19 protein-coding genes, 5 pseudogenes and 1 other annotated feature are annotated in these 23,048 nt (G+C 60.4%); of the genes and pseudogenes, 6 read left to right on the top strand and 18 right to left on the bottom strand.

The annotated features are described in order from the left end of the window. The first annotated feature begins 350 nt into the window (after positions 1-350). The 5 genes from ATO4_RS10610 (at position 351) to cydB (ending at position 5,900) form a co-directional block, all read left to right on the top strand. A complete protein-coding gene (locus ATO4_RS10610) occupies positions 351-1,283 on the top strand; it encodes a cation diffusion facilitator family transporter (RefSeq protein WP_083591635.1) in 933 nt (310 codons plus the stop codon). A gap of 34 nt (positions 1,284-1,317) precedes the next feature. Continuing rightward, positions 1,318-2,472 (top strand): cytochrome c oxidase assembly protein, encoded by a 1,155-nt coding sequence (locus ATO4_RS10615; RefSeq protein WP_176222939.1) that lies wholly within the window; start codon positions 1,318-1,320, stop codon positions 2,470-2,472. Positions 2,473-2,764: 292 nt separating this feature from the next. Further along, positions 2,765-3,283 (top strand): SH3 domain-containing protein, encoded by a 519-nt coding sequence (locus tag ATO4_RS10620; RefSeq protein WP_245308681.1) that lies wholly within the window; start codon positions 2,765-2,767, stop codon positions 3,281-3,283. Between the two features lie 182 nt (positions 3,284-3,465). Beyond that, entirely contained in the window at positions 3,466-4,884 is a 1,419-nt protein-coding gene (locus ATO4_RS10625; RefSeq protein ID WP_083591506.1) for a cytochrome ubiquinol oxidase subunit I, read from the top strand. A 14-nt stretch (positions 4,885-4,898) separates the two neighbouring features. Beyond that, entirely contained in the window at positions 4,899-5,900 is a 1,002-nt protein-coding gene (cydB, locus tag ATO4_RS10630) for a cytochrome d ubiquinol oxidase subunit II (RefSeq protein ID WP_083591507.1), read from the top strand. 452 nt (positions 5,901-6,352) lie between these two features. Here the strand turns inward: cydB and ATO4_RS10635 are convergent, their stop codons facing one another. Together ATO4_RS10635 and ATO4_RS10640 are read right to left on the bottom strand one after the other, a co-directional pair. Beyond that, entirely contained in the window at positions 6,353-6,865 is a 513-nt protein-coding gene (locus ATO4_RS10635; RefSeq protein WP_139802381.1) for a transposase, read from the bottom strand. Further along, positions 6,763-7,864: pseudogene (locus tag ATO4_RS10640) on the bottom strand (IS3 family transposase). Before ATO4_RS10640 ends, ATO4_RS10635 begins: the two are co-directional and overlap by 103 nt. A 140-nt stretch (positions 7,865-8,004) precedes the next feature. On the opposite strand from ATO4_RS10640, the gene ATO4_RS10645 reads away from it, so the two are divergent. After that, positions 8,005-9,065 (top strand): IS630 family transposase gene (locus ATO4_RS10645; protein WP_176222940.1). Its coding sequence is split into 2 segments (ribosomal slippage): positions 8,005-8,497 and positions 8,497-9,065, totalling 1,062 coding nucleotides; the frame shifts between segments, so codons are not numbered across the junction. Here ATO4_RS10645 and ATO4_RS27050 read toward each other — a convergent pair. From ATO4_RS27050 to ATO4_RS10720, 16 genes and pseudogenes are all read right to left on the bottom strand, one after another. Then, positions 9,053-9,520, bottom strand: a complete 468-nt coding sequence (locus tag ATO4_RS27050) for a hypothetical protein (RefSeq protein WP_139802383.1) — start codon at positions 9,518-9,520, stop codon at positions 9,053-9,055. The genes ATO4_RS10645 and ATO4_RS27050 overlap by 13 nt on opposite strands. Positions 9,521-9,603: 83 nt before the next feature. Continuing rightward, positions 9,604-10,380 (bottom strand): ISL3 family transposase, encoded by a 777-nt coding sequence (locus ATO4_RS10650; protein ID WP_083591509.1) that lies wholly within the window; start codon positions 10,378-10,380, stop codon positions 9,604-9,606. A gap of 96 nt (positions 10,381-10,476) precedes the next feature. Then, positions 10,477-11,700 (bottom strand): annotated as a pseudogene (locus tag ATO4_RS10655) (IS5 family transposase); the annotation flags it as partial. A 327-nt stretch (positions 11,701-12,027) separates the two neighbouring features. After that, positions 12,028-12,477: a copper chaperone PCu(A)C gene (locus ATO4_RS10660; protein ID WP_176222941.1), complete on the bottom strand. Its 450-nt coding sequence runs from the start codon at positions 12,475-12,477 to the stop codon at positions 12,028-12,030. 73 nt (positions 12,478-12,550) lie between these two features. Continuing rightward, positions 12,551-13,207, bottom strand: a complete 657-nt coding sequence (locus ATO4_RS10665) for a cytochrome c oxidase assembly protein (RefSeq protein WP_083591511.1) — start codon at positions 13,205-13,207, stop codon at positions 12,551-12,553. 349 nt (positions 13,208-13,556) lie between these two features. Beyond that, complete coding sequence (locus tag ATO4_RS10670) at positions 13,557-14,000, bottom strand: DUF411 domain-containing protein (RefSeq protein WP_083591512.1); 444 nt, start codon at positions 13,998-14,000, stop codon at positions 13,557-13,559. Positions 14,001-14,302: 302 nt separating this feature from the next. Beyond that, positions 14,303-14,812: pseudogene (locus tag ATO4_RS28315) on the bottom strand (cell wall hydrolase); the annotation flags it as partial. A 961-nt stretch (positions 14,813-15,773) separates the two neighbouring features. Beyond that, positions 15,774-16,708: pseudogene (locus ATO4_RS10680) on the bottom strand (IS3 family transposase); the annotation flags it as partial. Further along, positions 16,308-16,424 (bottom strand) — a sequence feature (AL1L pseudoknot). It overlaps the preceding pseudogene by 117 nt. Before the next feature lie 328 nt (positions 16,709-17,036). Next, positions 17,037-18,050, bottom strand: coding sequence for an IS110 family transposase (locus ATO4_RS10685; protein ID WP_083591513.1), 1,014 nt, complete (start codon positions 18,048-18,050; stop codon positions 17,037-17,039). Positions 18,051-18,072: 22 nt separating this feature from the next. Next, positions 18,073-18,531 carry a recombinase family protein gene (locus ATO4_RS10690; protein ID WP_139802384.1) on the bottom strand — a complete coding sequence of 153 codons (459 nt, stop codon included), beginning with the start codon at positions 18,529-18,531 and terminating at the stop codon, positions 18,073-18,075. Between the two features lie 113 nt (positions 18,532-18,644). Continuing rightward, positions 18,645-18,913: pseudogene (locus ATO4_RS10695) on the bottom strand (YnfA family protein); the annotation flags it as partial. A 71-nt stretch (positions 18,914-18,984) separates the two neighbouring features. Continuing rightward, complete coding sequence (locus ATO4_RS10700) at positions 18,985-19,638, bottom strand: thioredoxin domain-containing protein (protein WP_083591514.1); 654 nt, start codon at positions 19,636-19,638, stop codon at positions 18,985-18,987. Beyond that, positions 19,635-20,123 (bottom strand): disulfide bond formation protein B, encoded by a 489-nt coding sequence (locus ATO4_RS10705; protein WP_083591515.1) that lies wholly within the window; start codon positions 20,121-20,123, stop codon positions 19,635-19,637. The genes ATO4_RS10700 and ATO4_RS10705 overlap by 4 nt, the downstream gene beginning before the upstream one ends. 108 nt (positions 20,124-20,231) lie before the next feature. Further along, entirely contained in the window at positions 20,232-20,951 is a 720-nt protein-coding gene (locus ATO4_RS10710) for a peptidoglycan-binding protein (RefSeq protein WP_083591516.1), read from the bottom strand. Between the two features lie 78 nt (positions 20,952-21,029). Beyond that, positions 21,030-21,932, bottom strand: a complete 903-nt coding sequence (locus tag ATO4_RS10715; RefSeq protein WP_176222942.1) for a cation diffusion facilitator family transporter — start codon at positions 21,930-21,932, stop codon at positions 21,030-21,032. 48 nt (positions 21,933-21,980) lie between these two features. Then, positions 21,981-22,961 carry a cytochrome c oxidase assembly protein gene (locus ATO4_RS10720; protein ID WP_139802385.1) on the bottom strand — a complete coding sequence of 327 codons (981 nt, stop codon included), beginning with the start codon at positions 22,959-22,961 and terminating at the stop codon, positions 21,981-21,983. Positions 22,962-23,048: the final 87 nt, after the last annotated feature.

Here is a 23,048-nt window from a genome sequence, read left to right on the forward strand (position 1 = left end):
GACATACGCCGCTGGCGCGGCGTGGCGGGCGAGCCGTCTCCTGCGTGATGGGCGCGTTCCGTCTCGCCCGCCCTGGCGCTCTTCTCGTCTGTCATGGCTCCTCCTCAACGGAGCCACTCAAGGCCAAAATCTTGTCTCAGAAAACTCTACACCGGAGGAGTTGCGCAGGAGACCGCGGACGTCGTTTTCGATGGCAATGGCCTTCCGACTGGATAATCGGCACCTTTTCATCTTCTAAAATTTCGGCTTGCTCCTCCAGCCACTCGAGGTGTTACGCCGCCCCTTGAAAGCTTGTCGGTTCAACAGGCGACACAGCGATGCCGCCGGAATCGATCCAAACGGAGCGCGTGATGACAAGACACGACCACGGCGACAATCACGGCCATGAAGGGCACCACCATCATCACGCCCCTGCTACGTTCGGCAAGGCGTTTGCAATCGGCATAAGTCTCAATATCGTGTTCGTGGCGATCGAGGCAGGTTATGGATATGCGGTCAATTCGGTCGCGCTCATCGCCGACGCCGGTCATAACCTTTCCGATGTTTTTGGACTTATCGTAGCCTGGGTCGCCGTATTTCTTGGAACCCGCCCTCCAACGGAACGGTATACTTACGGACTTCACAAATCGTCCATTCTGGCAGCACTGTTTAACGGAATAATCCTGCTCGTCGTGGTCGGCGTGATCGCGTGGGAAGCTGTCCGGCGGTTCCAGGATCCGCAACCGGTAGGGGGCACGACGGTCATCGTCGTCGCCGCCATCGGCATCGTCATCAACGGGATAACCACGTGGCTTTTTTCATCCGGGCAGAAGGGCGACATCAACATCCGCGGTGCCTACCTCCATATGTTGGCCGACACGCTGGTTTCCGCCGGTGTCGTCGTCGCCGGCTTTGCCATTATCTTTACCGGTTGGCTCTGGATCGATCCTGTGCTGAGCCTTGTCATCGCCGCCGTCATCTTCTGGAGCACGTGCAGTTTGCTGAAGGACAGCCTCGCTATGTCGATGGCAGCGGTGCCCCCGGGCATCGATCTGACGGCGATTCGTTCCTCACTAGAAGCAATGCCAGGTGTGACGGATGTTCATGATCTTCACGTGTGGCCGCTCAGCACAACAGAGACCGCTCTCACCACCCATCTCGTCATGCCGGATGGTGCGGGCGACGGGTTTCTTGAAAACGCCAAGGCCGAAATGAAAAAGCGGTTCGGTATCGGGCATGCAACATTCCAGCATGAGACCGAAAATCAGTGCCGCTGCAGTCTCGAACCCCATGGCCATTCGTAATTCCACGGGCGCAGGTGTCAGGTCGCGAGCCAACATGCTCTTGTTCGTCGACCCAGCAACGGAACGGACGTCAGCGGCTATCAAGCGATCGCGCACGCCTGATCGATCCAGCGATATAATTGCTGCCACTGCAGCTTGCGGCGCTTTCATCGGGACCTTGTTGATCAGCGTACCCCAAGCGCAAGCTCATGGCGGTGTTGATTTTACGGAAGGCGCTGTCTGGTCGGCATGGTCGATTTCCTTGGATATCGCCTTGCCGACGATCGCTCTGCTCCTTGTGTACGTCTGGGGAGCCAGGCGGCGCTCCGACGTGGGCTTGTCGACGCCTCGCTGGCGTCATCTGGCTTTCCTCGGGGGCGTCGCCTCCATCGTCATCGCATTGCAGTCACCGATCGACCCATTGGCCGAGCGACTTTTTTTCGTCCATCAGATTCAGCATTTTCTTCTGCGGATGTTGGGGCCGATGCTGATCGCGTTGTCGTGGCCATCGGCCTTTCTGATTGCCGGACTTCCCCGATCAATTCGCAAGACGATCCTCGTTCCGATTCTCTCGAGCCCGCCATTGCGCCGGGGTTTTGGAATGATCGGACATCCCGCCGCCGCAACCATCCTTTTCATCGGGGTCCTCTATTTCTGGCAAGTTCCGCGCTATCACGATGCAGCTCTGTCCAGTGAGCCGCTGCATTATCTGATGCATGTTTCGATGCTGGCAGTCGGATTGCTGTTCTGGTGGAAGATATTCGATCCACGACCCGACCCAAAGGGCTGGCCCTTTGGTCTGCGACTGATGACGTTACTTATCGTGATCCTCTCCAACATCGGCCTTGGTTCCTACACCGTATTGAAGGCGGCGGTGCTCTATCCAGCCTACGATGTGAATGGTCGTATGTACGGGTTTTCCGGCATCGCCGATGAACAGTTCGGTGGCCTCATCATCTGGATTCCCAGCAGTATGATGTGCCTCCTGGCCCTCTTGCTTACCATTCACGCGATGGGGTTGAACGAAACCCGGCACGAAGCAACACGCCTGAAATGGACGCCATCGAATTCGGCGGCCATGGACTATCCGACCACCGGAGCAGCTCTGATTGAGAAGGCAAGGCCGAAAAACAAAGCGATGGCCCTTGGGTTCTCGATCTTCTCCATATCGATGTTCCTGGCCGCGATCGGTATCGGTGTGTTGGCATGAGGGAAAAAGCGTTCCAAAGAGTTTACTCGCATTCGTGAGCCTATTCGTCGAAACAAGGCAAGGAAATCAAGGCGATGACAAAACGAAATCATCAAAAAGACAATTATTTTCGCCATTACGTTCGTTCTAATACGTTCGGATTATTGTTCTATTTTCATTCGTTTCGATAATTGTCATTGTATACATGGAGTTCTCGGCTCGAACCGCGTGATTTACATCCGGCATGAGGGCCGTGCGATCAATGCGTTTTAATCCCCGACGGCACACTTGGCGGATAATATGCGTCGCGACCGTGTTCGCAACGATTGCCACTCCGGGATCAGCAGGCGTTGACCTGCCCGTTCCGCGCTTCGTTTCCCTGAAGGCCTCCAAGGCCAACGTTCGAAGCGGCCCAAGTCTCTCTTATCAAATCTCATGGGTTTACGTCAGATCGGGCATTCCGTTGGAAATCTATCAGGAATTCGGAAACTGGCGACGAATTCGTGGGATGGATGGTAAAAGTGGATGGATCAACGGAGCGCTTTTGTCTGGCCGCAGAACGGCTCAGGTCGCAAGCTGGGCGCAGACACCAGTTCCGCTATACGCCGCCCCCGACAAGCGCAGTGCCGTCGATGCAAAGCTCGAACAGGGCGTAATACTCAACGATCTATCTTGTGATGGACGCTGGTGCGCCGTCGCGGTTCGCCAAGCGCAGATCAACGGATATTTGCGGCAACGAGTTCTGTGGGGTGTCTACCCGAACGAGAAGATCAACCAAGCTTCCCAATCCTGGCTGTCGCAGGTCATGGAAATATTTGGGAACGTTTTTTGATTCCAAAGGCAGCGTCACTCGGATCGTCATCGACAATTCGATTCCTCTGAAACGATCGTCGAGCCAACAGGTCGGCGTAGCAGCCGGATGGCGCGTAAGATCAATGGTCGCACATGGTTTCAGCGCGGCGCATCGCGACTTAGGTGCGATGCGGCAAGTCCAGAGAGTGGAAGAGATAACCGATGTTTGAAGGCTTCGACCCCGTCCTCCTCGCCCGCATCCAGTTCGCCTTGACGGTCTCCTTCCACATCATCTTCCCGGCCTTCTCGATCGGCCTCGCCTCATATCTCGCGGTGCTCGAAGGCCTGTGGCTGTGGACCGGCAAGGCCGTCTACATGGACACGTTCAAATACTGGATAAAGATCTTCGCCGTGTCCTTCGGCATGGGCGTCGTTTCCGGCATCACCATGAGCTACCAGTTCGGCACCAACTGGTCGGTCTTCTCCGACAAGACTGGCCCCGTGCTGGGCCCGATGATGGCCTATGAGGTACTTTCCGCTTTCTTCCTGGAAGCCGGATTTCTCGGCATCATGCTGTTCGGGCAGAAGCGTGTCGGCAAGGCGTTGCATTTTGCGGCGACCCTTGTCGTCGCCATCGGCACGTTGTTTTCGGCGTTCTGGATCCTGTCGGTCAATTCCTGGATGCACACGCCGGCGGGCTTCTCGATGAACGAGGTCGGGCAGTTCGTGCCGGAAGACTGGTGGGCGATTGTCTTCAACCCCTCCTTCCCGTACCGCCTCGTCCACATGGTCCTCGCCGCGTATCTGACGACGGCCTTCGTCGTCGGCGCGGTCGGCGCGTTTCACCTCCTGCACAACCGGTACAATGCCAGCGCCCGAAAAATGTTCTCGATGGCGCTGTGGATGGCGGTGATCGTCGCGCCGCTGCAGATCCTGGCCGGCGATGCTCATGGGCTCAACACGCTCGAATACGAGCCGGCCAAGATCGCCGCGATGGAGGGTCATTTCGAAGCCGACGCGCAAGGGCCCTTGCCGCTGACGCTGTTCGGCATTCCCGACATGCAGGCGGCGGTCACCCGCTACGCGCTCGACGTTCCCTATCTCGGCTCCCTCATCCTGACGCATTCGCTCGACGGCCAGATCAAGGGCCTCAAGGCGTTCCCGCGCGAAGACTGGCCGAACGCGGCGCTGATCTTCTGGACCTTCCGCATCATGGTCGGCATCGGCTTTGCCATGCTCGGCGTCGGGCTGTGGTCGCTTTACACCCGATTCAAAGGAGCTCTCTATGAGAGTCCGTGGCTGAATCGGGCGATGATCGCGATGGGACCTGCTGGCTTCGTCGCCGTCATCTGCGGCTGGATAACCACTGAGGTCGGGCGTCAGCCGTTCACGGTCTACGGCCTTTTACGTACCGCCGAAAGCCATTCGCCCATCGCGGCGGAAGCGGTCGGCACATCCCTCATCGCCTTCATCGTCGTCTACTTCCTGCTCTTTGGCGCCGGCACCTTCTATATCCTTCGCCTGATGAGCCACGAGCCGACGCCTTTCGAGGCCGACACTCCCCACCATCCGATCCGCACGGCGGGCCTGACCCCGGCGCCGGCCTTCGAAGACCGCACTATCGCCGATCCGGCCGAATAGAAAAGGACGACATCATGGATCTCGCCGTCGTCTGGGCCTTCATCATCGCCTTCGCCGTCATCGCCTACGTCATTCTCGACGGCTTCGATCTCGGCACCGGAATCCTGTTTCCGTTCCTCGCGCGGCACGAAAACCGCGACACGGCCATGAACACTCTCGCGCCGATCTGGGACGGCAACGAGACCTGGCTGATCCTCGGCGGTGGCGGCCTCTTCGCCGTGTTCCCGCTCGCCTACGCCATCATCATGCCGGCGCTCTACGCACCGATCATCGCCATGCTACTCGCGCTAGTCTTCCGCGGCGTTGCCTTCGAATACCGCTTCAAGACGGTGCGCGGCCGCTGGCTATGGGACGTGTCGTTCTTCATCGGCTCGTTGGTCGCAGCCCTCACGCAAGGGATCGCACTCGGTGCCCTCGTCCAGGGCATCGACGTCGAGGGTCGGGCCTATGCCGGCGGCTGGTTCGACTGGTTCACGCCGTTCTCGCTCCTGACCGGCGTCGCGGTCGTCGTGGGCTATGCGCTGCTCGGCGCCACCTGGCTCGTGATGAAGACCGAAGGGGAACTCCACGACATCGCACGGCGCTACGCCTTCATCACCGGCATCGGCATTCTCACTCTGATCGGCGGCGTCAGTCTGTGGATGCCGTTTCTCGACGTCGAATTCTACTTCCGGTGGTTCACCTTTCCGCAGTTCTTCTACGCCGCGCCGGTGCCGATCTTCGTCGCCTTCGCGGCCTTCAGCCTTTTCCAGTCGTTGGGAACGGGAAAACATGTCCAGCCGTTCCTGTCGGCGCTGACACTGTTCCTGCTCTCCTATACCGGGCTCGGCATCAACTTCTATCCGCACATCATCCCGCCGGACGTCACCATCTGGCAGGCTGCCGCGCCTGATGCCTCGATGAAGTTCCTGCTGGTCGGCGCGTCCATCCTGATTCCGACGATTCTCGCCTATACGACCTTTGCCTACTGGATCTTCCGGGGCAAGATCGGCCGCGACGAGGGGTATCACCATTGATTTCGTCTGGGCGAAAACGAGAATGCAATCGCCCTTCCCGCCCATCGACGACGGATGGAGACGCGCCGCCAGGCTGGGTCAAGCGGATCGGCTGGTTCGTTCTTCTCTGGCTCGCCGGCGTCGGCGTCGTTGGCGTTATCGCCTTCATCATTCGCAGTGCGCTGATCAGCTGATCGTCGTCAGGCCAAGAAAGGCAGAAGCCAAGCGAACAACGAGGGGGGAATTTAGTCCCCCGTGAAGAAGGCTCCCTAAGCGGCGGCGGCGGTTTGGCGGGTTCCGAATAGGCTGATGATCGCGATCTGGATGAAGGCGACAAAAAGCTTCAGCCAAGCGAGGATGCGGCGGAAGTTGTAGCCGACGGCGGCGAGGACGGCGTTGGCGGCGTCGCCGATGCGGTGGGCCAGATGATTGAGGTGGTCCCGGTTTCCTGGCTCTTCCGCAGATTGTGTGGTTCATGATGCCATGAGGAACCGTCGGCGAAGGAGATCGAGGTTTCCGCGTCCGTACATTGAACGCTTGAACAGTTTGAGCTTGTTGACCTGCCCTTCCGTTTGCGCGTTGCTCCAGCCGGTTTGCAAAGCGGCGTTGACTGCGCTGCGGTCCTGTTCGAGCCCTGCGGCGAAGGTTTCCATCGCACGCACGCCGCACGTTTTTGCTTCAAGAAGCCATGTGTCGAAGACCGGGCCGGCATCGCGAGCTTTCGTGCCGACACGGCGGACGAGGTCAACAAATCGACGGACAAGATGAATCAGGACGATGGCGTCACGGTCCTGGCCGATCCGCCGGATCACGTCGACTTCATCTGACCTGAGACCCCAATCTCCTCCGGTTTGAGCGAGAGTCCTGGGTTTCGTTCTTGGCCTCATGCGGCCTGTTTTTCCAGCGTGGATTTCATTGCGAACTCGGCCGGCGGCACGTTGCCGAGGGCCGAGTGTGGTCTGTGGTGGTTGTAATCTTCCTTCCATGAGGTGATGGCGCTGCGGGCCTCGGACAGTGTCGAGAACAGCGTGTCGTTGAGGCACTCGTCCCTGAAGCGCCCGTTGAAGCTCTCCACGAAGGCGTTCTGCATGGGCTTTCCCGGCGCGATGTAATGCCATTCGACGCCGGTCTGTTGGCACCATCGCAGGACCGCCATCGAGGTCAGTTCAGTGCCATTGTCGGAGACGATCGTAGCGGGCTGCCCACGCCAGCAGATGATGGCGTTCAACTCGCGCACGACACGCAGTCCCGACAGCGAGGTGTCGGCGATCAGCGCCAGGCATTCCCGCGTATAATCGTCGACCACGGCCAGCACCCGGAAGCGACGGCCGTCGGTGAAGGCGTCGGAGACAAAGTCCAGGCTCCAGCGGGCGTTGGCGCGATCGGGAACGAGCATGGGCCTTCGCGTGCCCAGCGCGCGCTTGCGGCCGCCACGGCGGCGCACCTGCAGCTTCTCCTCGCGGTAGAGGCGCCGCAGCTTCTTCTGGTTCATCACGAGGCCCTGACGATGCAGCATGACGTGGATCCTGCGATAGCCGAACCGCCGACGCTCCGCCGCCACGGTCTTCATCGCCTCGCGCAACGGTTCATCGTCCGGACGGATGCTGGTGTAGCGCACCGTCGAACGGTCGATCCTCAGAGCTTGGCACGCCCGACGCTGGCTCACACCCCATGCACCTCGCAGGCATGAACCACAGCCTTCCGCTTCGCGTCGGGCGTCACCATTTTTTTGCGGCGACATCCTTCAGGATCGCGTTGTCGAGCATCTGCTCGGCAAGGAGCTTCTTCAGCCGGGCATTCTCGTCCTCAAGCGCCTTCAGGCGGCGGGCGTCCGACACCTCCATGCCGCCGAACTTCGCCTTGAACTTGTAGAAGGTCGCCGACGAGATGCCGTGCTTGCGGCAGACATCCGCCGTCTTCGCGCCGGCCTCCTGCTCCTTCAGCATTCCAATGATCTGTTCCTCTGTGAACCGTGATGGTCGCATCGTCCGTCTCCGTGATCGACGGACTCTACCCAAATTTGGAGGAAGTTCAGGGTCTCATACCAACGTGCGTGGAGGCTGACTCTCTGGGGATTCCCAACGCTAGGAAAGTCTGAATCATTGATGGCAAACGGAGGTTTGCCATGGCGATACCGATCCCGCTTCGGCCAGATTTCGATGGGCCTTTGCTGAGAAGAGCGGCAAAGAGGACGAAGGACGCCGCCCAGGCCCGGCGCCTTTTGGCACTGGCCGAGATCTACGACGGCGGCTCGCGCAGCGATGCGGCACGGATCGGCGGCGTCACCTTGCAGATCATCCGCGACTGGGTGATGCGGTTCAATGCCCGCGGTCTGGATGGACTGATCAACGGCAAGGCGCCGGGCAATCGGCCGAAGCTGAACGAGGAGCAGCGTCAGGCGCTGGTAGACGTGGTCGAACGGGGACCGATCCCGGCGATCCACGGCGTCGTCAGGTGGCGACGCAAGGATCTGGTGCGCTGGATATTCGAGGAATTCCGCATCGAGATCGACGAGACGACGGTCGGGCGCGAACTCAAGGCGCTGGGCTTTGCCAAACTCTCGGCTCGCCCGCGCCACCATGCCCAGAACGAGGTCGAGGTGGAGGATTTTAAAAAAGCTTCCCGAGCGAGTTGGCAGCCATCCAGACGAGCCTCCCGGAAGGCACCGAGATCGAACTCTGGTGGGCTGACGAGGCCCGGATAGGCCAGAAGAACAAGGTCACGCGACGATGGGCCAAGCGTGGAACCCGCCCCTCGGCTCCCAGCGACCTGCGCACCCAATGGGCCTACATCTTCGGCGCCATCTGTCCGAAGAAGGGCAAGGGCGCCGGTCTCGTCCTGCCCTATTGCGACACCGGCGGAATGAACCAGCATTTGAAGGAGATCAGTCTCGCCATCGACCCCGGCGCTCACGCCGTTCTCATCCTCGATCAGGCCGGCTGGCACACGACGCCCAAGCTCGAGGTGCCTGCCAACATCACCCTGATGTTCCTGCCATCGAAGGCGCCCGAATTGAACCCGCAGGAAAACGTCTGGCAGTTCATGCGCGACAACTGGCTGTCGAACCGCATCTTCTTCGACTACGACGACATCCTCGCCCACTGCTGCCAAGCTTGGAACAAGCTCGTCGACCAGCCGTGGAAAATCATCTCCATCGGCATGCGTGACTGGGCTCACGGGTTCTGATGAATGCCCGTTGGTATCAGGTCACATCGACCGATCTCGTCTCGGGCGCCTTGACGATCATCCACGCGAGTTGCTGAGGAAGGCAGGGACGGTGGTTGCGGGGCTTGCTGCGGTCGAGCATGATCGCCGTTACGATGCGTGGTGAACTTCGAGAGGCCGGTCCGTCGATCCTGAAGCCACCGCCGAATTTGCTTGGGCGTTCCAGGAAAGCCCTGATCCCGGGCTTCACGCCAAAGCCGAAGACCGTTCTCGCAGCCCTCTGCCAATCGCGCTTCGAGCATCGGCAGATAAGGGTCGATGATGCTCCTCCGCGGCGCTCGAGCCGAGCGTTCGGGAAAGCTTTCGGCATGAGCAAACTTGCGCACGGTTGCTCGAGCCAGGCCGGTCGAACGGGTCATCGCCATCAGCGTCTCGCCCGCGAGATAGCGGCGGCGGATGTCTTCATACTGGGCCATGCGCCGTCCTCGGCTATCGGCGGCGCTCGTGGCGTCCGACCGCGTGCGGGGAAACGCCTTGGTGCGGCCCTTTCCTGACGTCTCTACGCTCTGGAGCGGCGGCAAACTCCGAAGCCGCGCATGAGCGCCTGCAGTCCATCGCTCGACCATTTGCCGCGTGTTGGAGAGAAGATGCCAACGATCGGCGACCTGGACGGCGTTCGCAGCGCCCGTCGTGATCCCACGACGGTATTCGGTCGAGCGACCCGTGCGACGATTTCGATCTCAGGCCTTTGGCGAAGCCAATCGGTCACCGTTCCCGCCGTACGATCTGGTAGGAGGTCGATCGGGCAATGTCGCTCGAGATCGACGATGATCGTGCCGTAACGCAAACGCTTCTTCATGGCCCAGTCGTCAATACCGATGACCGTGGCCGGCGGCAGGACTGGCTGCGGCATCTGGCGGATCAGGCGCAGAACCGTGTCGCCGCTCACGGGCATGGCGATCTTCGCTGCAAGGCGGCTGCCTGCCGCGCCACCGAGAGCCACTCCGATCCTCGCCTGCGCCTTCGCCAGACGTTTGGTCCGTTGCGCCGAGGGCGCGATCAGCATCGGGAGTCGTTCTCCGAAAGTTTGGCGTCGGCAATTTGCGTTCTGGCAGGCATACCGCCGAACGCGCAGATCGAGCCGGACATGGCGACCAATCAGGGGCAGATCCAACGGACGCCGGTGATAGTGCCCGTGAATGATTGTCGATCGCTGCTGACATTCCGGGCATGTTGCCCCGCTACGCCGGCTCTGCGCAGAAACGGATAATCCCGACGGCCCTTCGCGCCGGGTTCGACCGCAGAGGCAGCCGGGAACCATGGATATCTGAAGCATGCCTTCTCCACCGCATCATCTGCGGTGTCAGAAAGAGTCGCAAAGCCTCATGACCACACAATCTGCGGAAGAGTCGGAGAACGGGGACCACCTAAGATTGCGGTCCATTCGGTGATCGGCCTTGAGGTGCCCGATGACGGGTTCGACGGCCGCCCGCCTTCGCATCTCGCGGCGGATGGCCTCGGTCATGCCGCGTTTCTGGCCCGAGGTGTAGACCTTGAGGCGATGGCTTTGAGGGGCGTTGTGGCCCTTGTAGCCGGCGTCCGCGATGATCCTCGTGAGGGTCGCGCCGACCTGGCGCTCGATGGCGGGGATGACGTTTGCCAATGTATGGCCGTCATATGGCTTGCCCGGCAGCGCCGCGACATGGGTGACGAACTGGCCGCCCTTCGAGCGCTTCAACGTTGTGGCGACGGAGACCTTGACGCCGAACTCGTAGGGCCGGTGGGCTTTTCCCTTGCCGATGCATTCGACCTCGGGCGCATGCAGGCTGAAGACCCTGAGATCGGCGTCTCTCGGCTGGCCCCTGACGGGGTTGAGATTGCGGTTGCCGGCATGGACCCGGCGGGCCAGCATCAGCTCATGGGCGGTGGCGGCTTCCAGCTCGGCGTCGCCCTTGGTCTTCCTGACGATGTCGCGGATGACCCGGCCGAGATAGGTCCTGAGGGTTCTCAGCGCCTTGTTCGCCCGCTTGAACTGCTTGGCATGGGCATAGCGCTGCTGCTTGATCAGGGCGAACTTGCTGACCCGCTCATAGGACTGGCGCAGATCGATCCCCAGCGTCTTGGCCAAGCGCACCAGGCGCTCGCGCGAGCGCTGCATCAGCTTGGCATCGGTCGGATGGGCGACGGCCTTGGGCTGCACGGTCGTGTCGACGATGGCCTTGGTGAAGTCGGCGGGCCTGGCCGCGCCGGTGCGCGTCGCCGTGGCGAGGCTCTCCTGCAGAAGCGCGTTCAACCTCTCTTCGCCCATCCGCTGGCGCCAGCGCGTCATCGAGGATCGGTCGAAGGGCAGCCTGTGGCAGAAGAACTCCTCGCCGCAGAACAGTTGATAATAGGGGTTCTCCAGCCAGCGATCGCACAGTGCCTCGTCGGACAAATCGTGCATCGCCTTCAGGATCGCCAGTCCGGCCATCAGCCGCGTCGCAAGAGGCGGGTGGCCGGGCGCGTCCGTGTAGACCGCGCCGAGCCGCTCTTCCAGAAATTGCCAGTCGATCGCCCGGCCGAGCCTGGCGAGAGCATGGTTCGTGTCGACGATCTGGTCGAGCCGGGCACGGAACATGTCCGTCTGCCCGCTGTCCCGCCGCTCCTTCGGACGCATTCCGCAGCTCCCGATTCATGGACCCGAAAGCCATGGAATAATGCCAGCCACCGCAACGCAATTTGCAAGTGTCTCAGCCCACAGACGGCTAAAACTGGCGAAAATTAATTCTTCCCTGAAGCCGATAAGCCCGCCATTTCAATGGCTTCGACATACTTCACGGGAGACAATTTAGATTCAGTACGAAAGTCTTGCCCGTCACTTGCGCGGTCATTCAAGGACTGACCGACATCAGATTTCCTTTTCGGCTGCAACGGCTCCGATCAAAGAGTCAAACAGCGACAGCCAGCCATGAAGAAAATGCACAGGAATTAGAACTTGCGTCAATCAATCACCAGACGGATCTTCGACTTCGACGTCGAGAACCTGAGTTCCTGCGCGCCCGAAGTCAAATGTCACTTTGACGCTATCACCGTGAACCAAGGTCCTTTTCAAATTGGTCAAGACAACATGCTCGCGCCAAGGGGCCGTAGCGACCGGCTTACCCGGCGGGAGATCGACAGCCGCGATTGGCAGATCGCCGTCGTCCGCAGATCCATGCAACTGCGCACTGTCAGAGATTGGGCTTGACACGGCGACCAGCTTCGCCTCGGTGTCCCCCATATTGAAGATCGGCGCGTAGAGATCGGCATCGCTTCCCGCCACCGCGGGTTTCGTCCAGGTGTGGCCGATCTGAAGATCGCCCAGGCGATAGTCATGCGCAACCGCGTGGTCCACTTTGACTGTCGGTGCGGCCGCAAAGAAGGTAAAGCTTAAAGCGGTACTGGCGCGCGTCATCCGCATCGTTCGGCTTAGTTGCATGGCGGTCCTCTGTGTTCAAACTCGATTCCGCGGGCACGCACGAAATTGGCTATTTTCGCGGCGCATCGTTGGCGTAAGTCGCCGCTTCGAAGTTTTCACTCAGTTCCGCTGCCTTTTCTCGAGAACCCTCACCGAGATCCCTGGCGTTGGCGATTGTCTCCGCCGATGGATTTACCTGCTTGTAGAAGGTGTAGGAAAGCGTCACGCTGTTGAGCGAAGCCGTCGTCGGATCCTTGGCCATCTGACCGTCAACGTAAAGGACCAATGGCATTTTGGCGCTTTCACCCGGCTTCAGCTTCTCATCGGTGAAACAAAAGCACTCGATTTTGAAGAAATACGGCGCCGCCTGGTAGGGCGTGACGTTGAAGACGGCGTGGGCCACGACTGTCTTGTCGGAATTGTTCGTCGCCGTGTAGTAGGTTTGGATCGGCTCCCCGAACTTGCCGGTGATTTGACGCCTTTCAGGAGCAAAGTCCCAGTCGAGGCCAGCCGCCACATTCGCATCGAAGCGCACCGTCACCGACCGGTCGATCATTTTGGCCGGAGCGGTCGCGGCATTCGCCCGCTGCACCGTACCGCCGTAACCCGTCGCAGCGCAAAACAGCTGGTAGAGCGTCGGCGAATAAGAAACAAGGCCGATCATCACGGCAACGACTGTTGTCGTGCCGAAGATGACGGCACCATTCTTGCCGGGGCGCCAATTCATTTTTGCTCCTGCCTTCCGTTTACGCTAAAGCTTATAGCGATAATCATGGCCATCTCAGCGTCAATCTCGTTCTCGTCGTTCCGCAACGTCTCACCTTGAAGGTGGGACGTTACAAATTGTCTATGCTGTTTAGTCGCAGACGTCTCGCTGCGATAACCAAGAATCGAATCTCAAACTCGCGGTTCACAAACGGGCGACGTAGTTGCACAGAAGACGAGCCGCAACGAAAGGCGCGAAGCGGTCTGGGCAAGTGGGTTGGTCGAGGGAATGAGCCTCCTCAGCCTCCGGATCGCAGTCATTCTAGTCGTGATGACCTTCGCGATGGCGAAGCGTCCGGGCCGCTAGACACTCAGACAGGATAGCTGCCGAAGATCTCGGCCGTGCCATCATTCTTCACGAGAAACACGTCGTAGTGTTCATCGCCGGTTCCCATGCCCGGCGCATCCTGAGGCATCCCCGGTACCGTCAGCCCGATGGCATCAGGTTTTTCGCTTAGAAGCCGACCGACGTCTGTCGCGGGAACATGCCCCTCGATTACATAGCCATTCACGAACGCGGTGTGGCAGGATGTCTGGCCTTGCTTCAGGCCGGCTTGCATTTTTCTGGCATGTAGGTCGGCCATTGCCAGATTGGTGACCTTGTAGCCGGCGTCCTGCATATGGCGCACCCAGCCTATGCAACACCCGCAACCAGACGTCGAAATTACGTCGATCTTATCATGCGCAGAAGCCAGAGAAGAGGTCAGCAAGAGACCGGAAACGATGCCGGCGGCGAAAGCTGTCTTAAAGCTCATAGACGAGGTACTCCTTTTGTCGGAAACGAGCGTCTCTGTTCCGCTTCAAACAAGACTATGCTCGACAATCGGATTGCTTGCATCATCAGGCCTATGACGATGCCGTGAATAAAAACGCCGCAGATCATTGAGCAACGCGGACCACCGATCACCGATCGTAGCAGCGTTTGCATACATCCCGAAAAGTGCGGTCATTAATGGGCGACGAAAATAAGCGTGAATTTGGTCCAGACTTTACCAACTCACCGGCAAGGGATCGCCCAAAGCCGAAGGAGCATAGCTTTCCGCGATGATGTCGATAATCAGCTCCATCCGCCGCCGAAGGTCCGGTAGAAGATATGACGACCGATCTTGTCGACCCGCTCCATCGCTTTTGCCCATCGCGGCTTGACGTAGGTGGCATGGTAACTTGTCGCCGATCCCACGGTCGGCACCCATGTCTTTCCGGCCGTGACCTTATGAGCGATGCGCTTGGCTATTGCAAAAGCTTGGCGATCGTCAATACGATCTTCGACGCCGTCGCAGGCAAACGAGAACTGGCAACGATTCTTCCAGCTTTGGTTTTGATATACAACGCCGCAGATCGTTTTTGGGTAGGCAGGATTTCTTACGCGATTTAGGATCACTTGGGCGACGGCCGCCTGCCCTTCTTCTTCTTCGCCTCGCGCCTCGAAATAAATTGCATTGCTAAGGCATTTTTGTTCGCGATCCGAATACGCAGCTGCCGGCAACGATTTTGCCGCCCAGGAATGGTCTTGAGGTCCGATCGGCGGAGTGAAGCCACGCTCCTTTTCGTTCAGGACATGGTCGAAAACATCCGAAGTCAATGTCGACGCGGGCGCATAGGCAAGCGTTAAGAGCGACTTTTTCTTTTCTTTTTCCAAGACATTCTTCGCAGGGGCGCTCGCTGCAAGTGCGGCAAATCTGGCGTCTATCGATGTTGCCGTTTCGGCTGCGTCATCTGCGGGGCGTCTCAACTCATCTAGAACGCGAGAGCTGAAAGTTTGCGCGACCATGTCACGATTGTCCGCCGCAGCTCGGCCAGCAAGCGTTCTACGCATTCTGGCATCGCCAAGAGCCCGGCTGGCTTGAACGAAACTTTGCCCCGTCGCGGCCGTTATCCGTGTTACTCCACCTGACGACGACACGACACGACTACCCTTTTCCGCAAGCCTTGAAGCCCCGATTTTTGTTGAGGCCGATAGGTGGGCTGACACCGTTGTCGTCGAGGCGTGACGCGTGCTGGCCAAAGCACTCTGGACAGATAGGGTGCTGTGCTGCCCAGATCGTTTAAATGGCGTTGCGACTTTCGTTTCTAGCGTGGGCGAGATCCCCATACTCGGAACCCTCACATCCTGAAATGCCACTTCCCCGATCGAAAAGAGAACCGATACCATCAGAATCAGGGCCGTTCCAAACGCACGTGCGGCAATCGTGTGAGGGAGGACTTGCACGCGACTGCGTGTGCGCTTCTTCAAACCCATCGGCGGCATTCCCAGCTCTCAATTCCAGTCACGACCGGAGCCGAGAATCATTTATTAACCTTAGTGAAGGGTTAACGTTTGCATCGAGGCGACGAAATGACGGCATGAACGAAAATGATGGAATGTGATTGATCCGCAACATCTCTGGCCGTAGCCGCGCCATGTCTTCGCCGATGGCGGTTAAGCGAGCCCGAAGCTGCGGGAGCGCTCAAAAAGGGACGTCCTCTTCGCACTGGAAATCGTCGAGCGTCCAATTGGGGTCCGGAGCTTCGAGATTGCGCCCTGAGAGTTGGACGCCACGATCGCTGTGATGGACGAGGCCTCCTTTCCGGACGGGCCGTCGATTGTGAAGCGCCTGCTCCAGAGCATCGAGAACGAAGTCCGTCCTGGCCGAGCGCGACACGCGCCAGCCGACGATGCGCCGGGCGAAGACGTCGATCACGAAGGCGACATAGACGAACCCGGCCCAGGTAGCGACGTAGGTGAAGTCGGAAACCCAGAGGGTATCCGGACACGGCGCCTTGAACTGGCGGCTCACCCGATCGAGCGGACACGGGGTGGCAGGATTGCTGATCGTGGTCCGCACGGTCTTGCCGCGGACGGCACCCTTGAAGCCCATCTGCCGCATCAAGCGGGCCACCGTGCAGCGGGCGACGTCGCTCCCTTCGCGCTTCATCTGCCGCCATACCTTGCGCACGCCGTAGACTTCGAAGTTCGCCGCGAAGACCCGGCGGATGTCTTCGCAGAGGCCGGCATCACGGCGTTCACGCGCTGACGCCCGGCCCGGATCAGCTTGTCGGGCAGCATGCTCGCGGTAGGTCGACGGGGCGATCGGCAGCACTTTGCAGATCGGCTCGACCCCATAGACGCCGCGATGCTCGTCGATGAAGGCCTTCATCGCTTGAACGGGCGGTCGAGCTCCGCCTGGGCAAAATACGCTGACGCCTTGCGAAGGATCTCGTTGGCCTGGCGTAGCTCGCGGACCTCCCGCTCCAGCGCCTTGATCCGGTCGCGCTCTTCACTGCTCGGTCCGGGACGAAGGCCTTGATCACGCTCCGCTTGCCGAACCCAGTTCCGAAGCGTCTCGGCCGTGCAGCCGATCTTCGCTGCGATCGAACCAATCGCCGCCCATTGCGAGGCGTGATCGCTCTGGTGTTCGAGCACCATTCGCACAGCGCGTTCGCGCACTTCCGCGGAAAACCTATTCGTCGTCTTGCTTGTCATGGCTCCAGTCTCTCAAGAGTTGGAGCCTCCGGCAAACCCGGTGCGTGTGTGGATGCCCCCTGTTTGGCAAGCGTAATCTTCGGTCTTTCGGCGGCGGGGTCTTCGATCGGACGTGTGTCAGGCCTCTCGATGTGGCCTTGATGACGCCACGGGCCGGTATGCTGTTCGGAAAGCGGGGTTCACATCGGTTCAGAGAGCTGCATGCGCTCGAGCCCCGGGTCTGAATGTCCCTGCCTTGAACTTCGAAGTCCGTGTCGCCTACTCCTCGTCGATCGCTCACCCCGGCCTTGCGGCCATGCCGTGCCTTGTTCCCCTGACGGGCTTCAGGTCACGCCATCCGGTAATCTTCCTTCTTCATGGTCATGGCCCAGATCATGCGCGCCATCTTGTTCGCGAGTGCGACAGCCGCGACCATCTTCGGCTTGCGCGCAACGAGATTCGCGAGCCAGCGGTTCGCACTACCACCCTTGCTGACCACCCATCGGATCACGCTCATGGCGCCAACGATGAGGAGCCGCCTGATGTCGGTCTGGCCCATTTTGCTGACCGATCCCAGCTTGGACTTGCCGCCCGTCGACCGCTGCCTGGGCACGAGGCCCAGCCAAGCCGCGAAGTTGCGCCCGCTGTCGAACGTGTCGAGGTCCGGCGCGAAGGCCGCAACAGCGCCCGCCGTTACCGGCCCGATCCCCGGTATGGTGCAGAGCCGTCGAAGCTCTGTGTCCGTCTTCGAGGCTGTCTCAAGTTCATCGGCCAGCCGCTCGATCACCTCCGTGAGCTGCGCGATCTGCCCAAGATATATCGCCCCCATCTCTCGCACGACGGCAGGCAGATCACTGGCCTCGTCAGCGAGCGCACCCTCCAGCACTTTGAGGTTCGCCGGCCCCTTCGGCGCCACGAGTCCGAACTCGGCCAGATGGCCACGGAGCGCGTTGATCAGTTGCGTCCTTTGCCGCACCAGGCATTGGTGGGTGCGGAAGGCGACTGCACGGCCCTGCGTCTCGGTGCTCTTCACCGCTACGAAGCGCATCGAGGGTCGCGACGCGGCCTCCGCAATCGCTTCGGCATCCGCGCGATCGTTCTTCTGGCGCTTGACGAAGGGCTTCACGTAGACGGCCGGAACCAGTCGGACCTCATGGCCGTGCGCCTGCGCCACCCGGCCCCAGTGATGCGACGTCGCGCAGGCCTCCATCGCCACCACGCAAGCCGGTTCGCCGGCTAGTAATGCCATCAAACGCGGCCGCGACAGCGCCCGATTGTAGAGAACCGCCCCATCCGGCCCGACGGCGCAGACCTGAAAGCTTCCCTTTGCCAGGTCGATCGCCAACATGCTGATCTTCGTCATTGATGCGCCCTCCGCTTGGTTCCTATAGAACCGTCATGGCATACAGGATGCCGCTGCGTGGGGGCATCCACCGCATCAGTTCAGCCGTGCGGGTCTTGATCAGATCCCGCTCGACGTCGGCGAGACCGCCGAGCACGGCCAGCATGAGACGGCCGGTGCTGTCGTCGGTATCCGCCCAAGGCTGGGCGAGCGAGCGGAAGCGCGCACCGGCATCGACGATGCGCTTGACGATGGCGAACATGTCGAAGGTTGAGCGAGCCAGGCGGTCAATGCGCGTCACCACCAACTCGTCGCCAGGACCGAGAGTGGCGAGGAGCTTCATCAGCTCCTTGCGGTCAGCCTTCGCACCGGAGACTTTTTCCCGGAAGACGTTGGTGCAGCCAGCGGCGTGCAGCTCCTCAAGCTGGGCCTCGAGCGTCTGGCCGACGGTCGAGACCCAGGCATAGCCGAACGAGCGAAAAGGGGCGATACTTTTGTCCATGATTTATGGACAGTGTAACCCATTGAGCAAACTGCACAACCAAAACTGTCCATAATTCTTGAATTATGTACGGGGGCGAGCAAGATAAGCCCTGCGCCCATGATGCAGACGGTCGCGCCCGTAACGTCCCACCAGTCCGGAGGGTGCCCCTCGGCTAGCCATAGCCAGAGATGGAAGCGACGATGTAAACGCCGCCGTAGGCCGCATAGGTCCGCCCCGCCACCTCACTCTCAACGAGAGTCAACAGGTAGGCAAACAGCGTAAGCGACAATATTCCCGGCACTAGCCACACAGGCGACTTGTCGAGGCGAAGCCATGCCCAAAAGGCGAAGCATCCAGCAATTTCAGCGAGGGCAGGGCCCGCATAGGCAAAAAAGGTCAACATAGCTGACTTTTTCCCATGCGGCCTTATGTATGGCAATTCCTACACTCCGAAAGCACACAAATGCGAATTTACGACCCGTCGTTGTTTGATGGGATTTCGCTCACGATAAGATCGTAGAGCTGTTGAGGACCAAACTCTGTCAGCGGCTTTCCGTTGACGAAAAAGGTTGGTGTTCTTTGGATTTTGGCAGCTTCCATATCCTTAACATCCTGCCGGAGTACTTCCGCGATCTCCGGCGACGCCGCATCTCTCTTGGCGCGGTCGATATCGAGGCCGGCGGCTCCGGCGATGTTCCACGCCTTGTCAAGATCGGGAGCACCGTGGACCGCCCATTCGGCCTGACGAGCTAGTAGGGCCTCCAGAACGGTTTCAAACATGTTTTGACGCCGGGCAGCTTCAACGATGCGGACCACCTCGTCCGAGCCCTCGTGAAGTGGGGTATAGCGCAAGACCAACTTAACATCGTCCGGGTGGGCGGCCAGGATCTGCTTCATGATCGGATAAAAGGCTCGGCACGCCTCGCAAGAGGGATCAAAGAACTCCACCACGGTTACCGGCGCGTCCGCCGTGCCGATAACGGGCGAATGAGAGCGGATGAGTTGGCTTCCCCCAGCCGCCGCGAGAGCTTCAGCGCTGCGCTGGCGCCCATACAGGACAGCAGACCCGGCGAACGCGGCAACCGCCAGAAGGGCGGTCGTGGATACGAGAGTTCGGCGGTTCATGGGCGATAAGGCCTGCGCGAAAGTAGGAGAAACGTAGCGATGAGCGCGAATGCCGCGAACGAGAGAAGCGGAAGCGGTAAACCGCTGAGGACTGTCATATCGGCGCTCGCACAAGAAGGCCCCTGTCCGCAAGGTTCGATCGCCTCCGGCATAACGCCGAGATAGATCAGGCCGTGGAAGCCGGCAATCAGACCTCCGATCACCGCGATAGGGAAGGCGTAGCGCCATATGCTTGTGTCGCCACGGAACGCCGCAATGGCCAGGATAACCGCCAGCGGGAACATGAAGGCTCGCTGGTGCCAACAAAGGTTGCAAGGCACTTGCCCCATCACCTCACCGACGAACAATGCCCCGAGTGTCGAGCCGAGCGCGATCAGCCATGCCGCGAACAACGCTAGCCATGAACCACTTGTCGTCGCTTCGGCCGGAACTTCCGCGCCGTCCGGTTTCTCCCCGGCTGCCGTCGACCCCACGCTTCCGGTCATCGCCGACGCTCTCGACGCATCGTCTCGATCATATTCAACAGCTGATTTTCCTTCCCTAGACTGATTGTGATGCTCGGTCTCTAGCGCGAGCCAGAATTCATTCCATGATCATCCAAGTGAGGTGGAGACTAAGGTAAACAGGGCGAAGCCGCCGAGAAAGGCCATAATCGAGATCTTGCTATCCTCTGCGCTCTCATGGGCTTCCGTAATCATGTCCTCCACGGCCGCCAGCACGAGCGGTGCAGCCGTGAAGACGATGGCGGCCATCTGCAGGGATTCGCTGCGGCCGCGCAGCAGGACATAGGCCAGCGTAGCAGCCAGAAGGACCGGCACCGCGAAGGACACGGAAAGTAAGAGGCGCCTGGTCCGCGGGACATTCTTCCCCTTGAAATTGACCATCGCGGCGAACCCTTCGGGGACGTCGGCCAGAAGCTGGCCGAGCGCCAAGACCAAGGCCAGGCTCGATGATGCAGCGGAGCCCGCCCCAATCAGCAGCCCGTCGCTGAAAAGGTCCATGCAGACGGCGAAATAGATCATCCACATGCCCGAGCCGCCGGCGCCCTGGACGCGGCCGACGACCCAGTCCACGGCCATGTAGAAGGCCCCGCCGAGCAGGAACGACACCGTGAGGCCCCAGCCCGGGACCTTGGAAATCGCCTCCGGCATGATCTCGACCGCGACGACCGCAATGACGATGCCGGCGGCCGCGTGCAGCGCCCAGCTCAGGGCACGCGGTGAGGTTCGGATGAACTCGGCCAGGAGGCCGCCTCCGAAATTGCCGAGCGCCGGCAGGAGCGCAAAGCCGAGAACTGCGAGCAAGCCGCTCATGCGCTTCTCCTCAGTAACACTTCTGATCGCCTGGGCGGCGGAAGAATGGTCAGTGCCTGTCGCTCTCCTCGCATCTTCTCACTCCTGCCGAATAACCGCGCGGTCGTGATCGATAGCATCAGCGAATTCGACCTCGAGCGTCGCATGGTCGATCTTGAAACGCTCTTGCAGCAAGCGCTTGATCCGATGCCTCAGCTCGTCGACTTTGGCGAGATCTCGCTCTTTGGTCGCGATATGGGCTTCCAAGGCGAGGCGCTCCTCATCGGGACGCCAAACATGGACGTGATGAATGTCCTCTACGCCGTCCACGCTCTTCACATCCCGGATCATCCCGTCGAAGTCGAAGTCCTTCGGGGCGCTTTCCATGAGTACACTGATGGTCTTGCGGATCTCGTGATAGCCGTGAATGAAGATGTAGACGGCGATCAGGGCGGTGATCAGCGGGTCAACCCACTTGATGTCGAAGAGAAGGATGAGAACGCCGCCGATGATCACGCCGACCGTCGCCATGGTGTCAGCGATCATGTGCAGGAAGGCGCTCTTCATGTTGAGGCTGCCCTGGTCCTTCGAGAGCACCCACACGGACAGGCCGTCCTCGACGGCGGCGATCGCGCCGACGATGATCATGACCCAGCCACCGACCTCCTGAGGGTTGAAGAACCGGTTGATGGCCTCGTAGAGCAGGTACAGCGCGATCACGAAGAGCGTCGTGAGGTTGATCAACGCCCCGACCGTCTCGGCACGCTTATAGCCGAAGGTGCGCCTCTCATCGGCCTTGCGTCTCGACAGACGCCAGGCGCCATAGGAGATCCCGAGGGTTGCGGCATCGCTGGCGTTGTGGGCCGCGTCTGCGAGCACGGAGAGGCTACCGGAGATCAGGCCGCCGACGATCTGCGCCACGGTGATGCCGACATTGAGCGCAACCGCGATTAGCAGGCGCTTGCCTCGGCCTTCGGCATTGTTTTCGGAGTGGTCGTGCATGGGCCTCATTCCGCTCGTGATCGGGATGACAAATGGAAGGGACCTTGTTCAGCCCGGTTCCGATTTTGGGTAGGGGCGGACGTCCGAGCGGGCCAGGCGCAGGGCCGGACGTGCGGACTCATACTCGCTTAGAAATGACGGAGCTGAGACGTTTTGCCGCTCGATCTGGCCTAGCCAAGCGGCGAGAAGGAGAACCCCAGCCACGATATAGATCGTGCCGCAGATCACCCACATGATGATACCGGCAATTTGCTGATCCTCGAGCGGCGTCAGGCCCCATGCCAGGGGGCTGTCGCCATAGGCCAAATAGAGCGGTCTCGGCGTGAAGGTGAGGAGTGCACCGAGAAGGCCGGTGTGCATCATGGTCAAGAACGACAGCGCGGCCGTCTCGGCATATCCGGTCCCCCGCCTCCGGCCCGCATGGGCCAGCGCGTGCCAGAACAACAAGCCGCCCACCAGGAAGCTGAGGTGCATGGCGGCATGGATCGCCTCGTTTTCAAGAGCCGCCGCAATGGCGCCCGGAGCATGCCAGCCCCACAAGATAGCTCCTTCCAGGAGGAAGGCTGGAAGCGGCAGGGTCATCCAGGTCCAGAGCGTGCGAACCGGCCGGATCCGGAGCCACGCACCGACATGGCTGCGAAGCTGCCTCGGAACGCTCCAAAGCAGGATCACGGGCCGCCCGAGCCAGAGGAGGGGCGGAACGACAGCGGTCAGGACGATGTGCTGGGCCATATGCGCCGAGAACAGGATCTCGCCGAGCGCGTCGAGAGGCCAGACCATCGCGACAGAAAAGGCCGCCATGCCCGCCGTGAAGCTTGCAACCCCCGACGGGGCGATCCCGCGACCGGCCCCGGCCCGGCGCCACAGCTTTCCGACCCCAAGCGCATATCCGGCGACGATTGCTACAAAGCCAACCAAGACGATCGGATCCAACGTCCAGGCCGCCCACAGATCGGCGGGACCCTCCGGCGGATTGGCCGCATGCGCCTCGGCAAATCGTGGCGACAGCACCATGGCACCGAGAGCCACGATGCTGGTCGCAAGACGCTTGCCTAGTTTGGCCAGTGCCTGACCTTCGCCCGCGGGCCGCGTATCATTTAGCTGTGCCAGCGCAAG

This window comes from Aurantimonas sp. 22II-16-19i, assembly GCF_002088275.1.
Classification (GTDB): Bacteria; Pseudomonadota; Alphaproteobacteria; order Rhizobiales; family Rhizobiaceae; genus Jiella.